This window comes from Gemmatimonas sp. (genome assembly GCF_044344655.1).
Classification (GTDB): Bacteria; Gemmatimonadota; Gemmatimonadetes; order Gemmatimonadales; family Gemmatimonadaceae; genus Gemmatimonas.
Genome location: NZ_JBIJCN010000093.1, coordinates 1 through 2,944, shown reverse-complemented (window position 1 = coordinate 2,944; position 2,944 = coordinate 1). Strand labels below are relative to the sequence as shown.

Genomic DNA, 2,944 nt, shown 5'->3' with positions numbered 1-2,944 from the left:
GCCTAGAGGCGTTCAGGAATCCGCTCGCTCCGGCGCCCGGGAATTCTCGTGATACAACCCGGTGGATGCGATGTATGTCGCCACGGCGTCCGGCACGAAGCCCCTGATGGAGCGTCCGTCCCGCACCCGCGCCCTGATCTCGGTTGACGACACGTCGATTCGCCGCGTGGCCAATACCTGCACCATCTGGCCCCCGATCTCCTCCTGAGCAGGAACAGCGCCGCCGGTATCACGATACAGCACGACGAGTCGCACCATGCCGAGCAGACGGTCGATGTCCTTCCAGCGCGGCAACGTGGGGACCACGTCGCGGCCGATCAGCAGGTGGAGGTGCGCCGCGGGCCAGCGCCGCTGCACATCCTCCACGGTGTCAACCATGAAAGATAACCCGCCCCGCGTGATTTCTACGGGGTCCACGTCGATGTTCGGCGTGCCGTCGAAGCAGGCGCGAACCATGGCCAGCCGATGTACGGCGGGGGTCTGGTCCGCTCCCTTGAGCGGCTGCCGTGCGGCCGGTATCACCAGCAGCCGGTCGAGGTCCAACGCCTCGGTGGCGTCCTGGGCCACCATCAAATGGCCGACGTGCGGCGGGTCGAAACTGCCGCCGAAGAGGCCGAGTCGCACGGTCAGGTGCGTGGACTCAGCCGGTCACGCGCGGGGCCGGGCGCGCAAAGGCCGCCGGCGAGGCCACGGCGACTGGCGGGACCTTCGTGGCGGTGGAGTCCGCGGCCGCCGCGGGAGCCGCGCCGCAGGCAAGCTTAACCTCCGCATCCCCCGGATAGGCCTTCCACATGGCGTTGCACGTTTCCGCCGCATCCTCCTTCCAACGGATCTTCGTGTACAACTCGTGGAGGCGCAGCCACGACAGGCGCGCGGCCTTGGTCGTGGGGTATGTGGTGACGATGTCCTTGAGGTAAATGATCGCGCCATCGACGACCGGTCGCACCTTGATGTAGTGCACGGCCGTCTGATAGTCCTTGAGCGCGAACCACTCCTCGAGCTGCGTGATGCGGCGCTTGGCGTCCTCGGTCTCCTTGGCGTCGGGATACGACGACAGGAGGGCCCGCAGGATGGAGGCGGCCTTCTGCCCCTGCTCCGGATCCAGCGAGGGACGGCGCCAGAGATTCTGGTAGGAGCGCCCCGTGCCCAGCATCGCCGTGGGGGCGAGCGTGTCGTCGGGGAACCCGTCGGTGACCCGCTCGAACGCCTGCGCCGCGAGCAGAAACTCCTTCTTTCGCTCGTGCGTGAGGGCGAGGTAGAAATACGCCGGCGCGAGCAAGGGATCGCGCGACGACAGATCGCTGGTCAGCCGCTCGAACCCGAGCTGCGCGTTGTCCCACTTCTTCTGCTGGAACTCCAGCAGCGACGCCTGGAAGAGCGCCTCGGGGGTCGCGAAGTCTTTCGGCTGGAAGCCGCGCCCACAGCCCGCGAGTGCCGTCGCAACGGCGAGCAGCACCAACAGGCGGAATTCGACGCGGTTCGGTAGGTAACTCATGCGGCTGATCATACCCGATGGAAGCGGCGCAGGTTCGCCACGGTTACGAGGCAACGCCAGCGGTGAGCCCCAGGGAGGGGCCCGACGCCAACGGGACAATCCGGGCCCGACCGGCCGTCAGCCGGGCGGTCACGTTGCGCGTGTCCACCACGAGGGTAGCGTGGTCAACGACCCGCTGGTAGTCCACGGCCGTATGGTCGGTGATGACCACGACGGCATCGGCCCAAGCCAGCGTGTCGTCGGTGAGGGCGACCCCCGTGCGGACGTGCCCGTCCTCGCGGAACTCGGCCACGAACGGATCGTGGTACTCGACGTGGGCGCCGCGCTCCTCGAGCAGGCGGATCACATCGAGGGCGGGGCTTTCGCGCACATCGTCGATGTCACGCTTGTAGGCCACCCCGAGGACCAGCACGCGGCTTCCGCGCACGGCCTTCCGCACCTCGTTGAGCGCGTCGGCGACCTTCTGCACGACCCACTCGGGCATGTGCGAATTGATCTCGCTGGCCAGGTCGATGAAGCGCGTCTTGTAGTTGAGCGTGCGCATCTTCCACGCGAGATAGTGCGGATCGAGCGGGATACAGTGCCCCCCGATGCCAGGCCCCGGGGTGAACTTCATGAACCCGAAGGGCTTCGTTGCGGCGGCATCGATGACTTCCCAGACGTTCACGCCCAGTTTGTCACAGACGATTGCGATTTCGTTTACGAGGCCGATGTTCACGGCCCGGAAGGTGTTTTCCAGCAGCTTGACCAACTCGGCCGCCTCCGGTGAGGAAACCGGCACGACCGTATCGATGCAACTCTGATAGAGCGCCGTGGCCACCTCTACGCAGGCCGGCGTGACGCCGCCGACCACCTTGGGCGTGTTGCGGGTGTGATAGACCGGATTGCCCGGGTCCACTCGCTCCGGGCTGAAGGCCACGAAGATGTCGCTGCCCACCGTGAGCCCCTTCGCCTCGAGGCGCGGCTGGAGCAGTTCGCGGGTGGTGCCGGGATAGGTGGTACTCTCAAGCACCACGCAGAGCCCCGGATGCGCCTGGCGTGCGATCGCATCGGCGGCGCTCAGCACGTAGGCCATGTCGGGGTCACGCGTCTTGGAGAGCGGTGTGGGCACGGCGATCGAAATGGCGTGGCAGTTGGCCAGCTGGTTCTCATCGGTCGTGGCCAAGAAGCGCCCCTCACCCACCGCCCGCTGCACCGCCGCGTCGGCCACATCCTGGATGTGCGACTGGCCCGCCATGAGCAGGTCGACCACCTTGCGGCTCACGTCGTACCCGATCACGCGGAAGCCGGCGTTCACGAACTCCATCGCGAGCGGCAGCCCCACATACCCGAGGCCAATCACGCCGATCACGGCGGAACGGTCGGCAATTGCCGCAAGCAGTCGGTCCTTGGTCGAGCCAGAATGGGTCATTGGATTCTCAGCGGGCAAAGAAGCTGCGCACGGCCTCA

Annotated in this window: 3 protein-coding genes; all 3 read right to left on the bottom strand. The window is 66.7% G+C overall.

From position 1 onward, the window contains the following. Nucleotides 1-12: 12 nt before the first annotated feature. Genes nadD through ACIQ51_RS14100 form a run of 3 tightly spaced genes read right to left on the bottom strand, consistent with a single transcriptional unit; the run spans nt 13 to nt 2,906 of the window. The gene (nadD, locus tag ACIQ51_RS14110; protein ID WP_396205703.1) at nt 13-624 is read right to left on the bottom strand and encodes a nicotinate (nicotinamide) nucleotide adenylyltransferase; all 612 of its coding nucleotides are present in this window, start codon (nt 622-624) and stop codon (nt 13-15) included. A 16-nt stretch (nt 625-640) separates the two neighbouring features. Continuing rightward, nucleotides 641-1,495 (bottom strand): outer membrane protein assembly factor BamD, encoded by an 855-nt coding sequence (locus ACIQ51_RS14105; protein ID WP_396205702.1) that lies wholly within the window; start codon nt 1,493-1,495, stop codon nt 641-643. 43 nt (nt 1,496-1,538) lie between these two features. Beyond that, complete coding sequence (locus ACIQ51_RS14100) at nt 1,539-2,906, bottom strand: nucleotide sugar dehydrogenase (protein WP_396205701.1); 1,368 nt, start codon at nt 2,904-2,906, stop codon at nt 1,539-1,541. Nucleotides 2,907-2,944 lie beyond the last annotated feature (38 nt).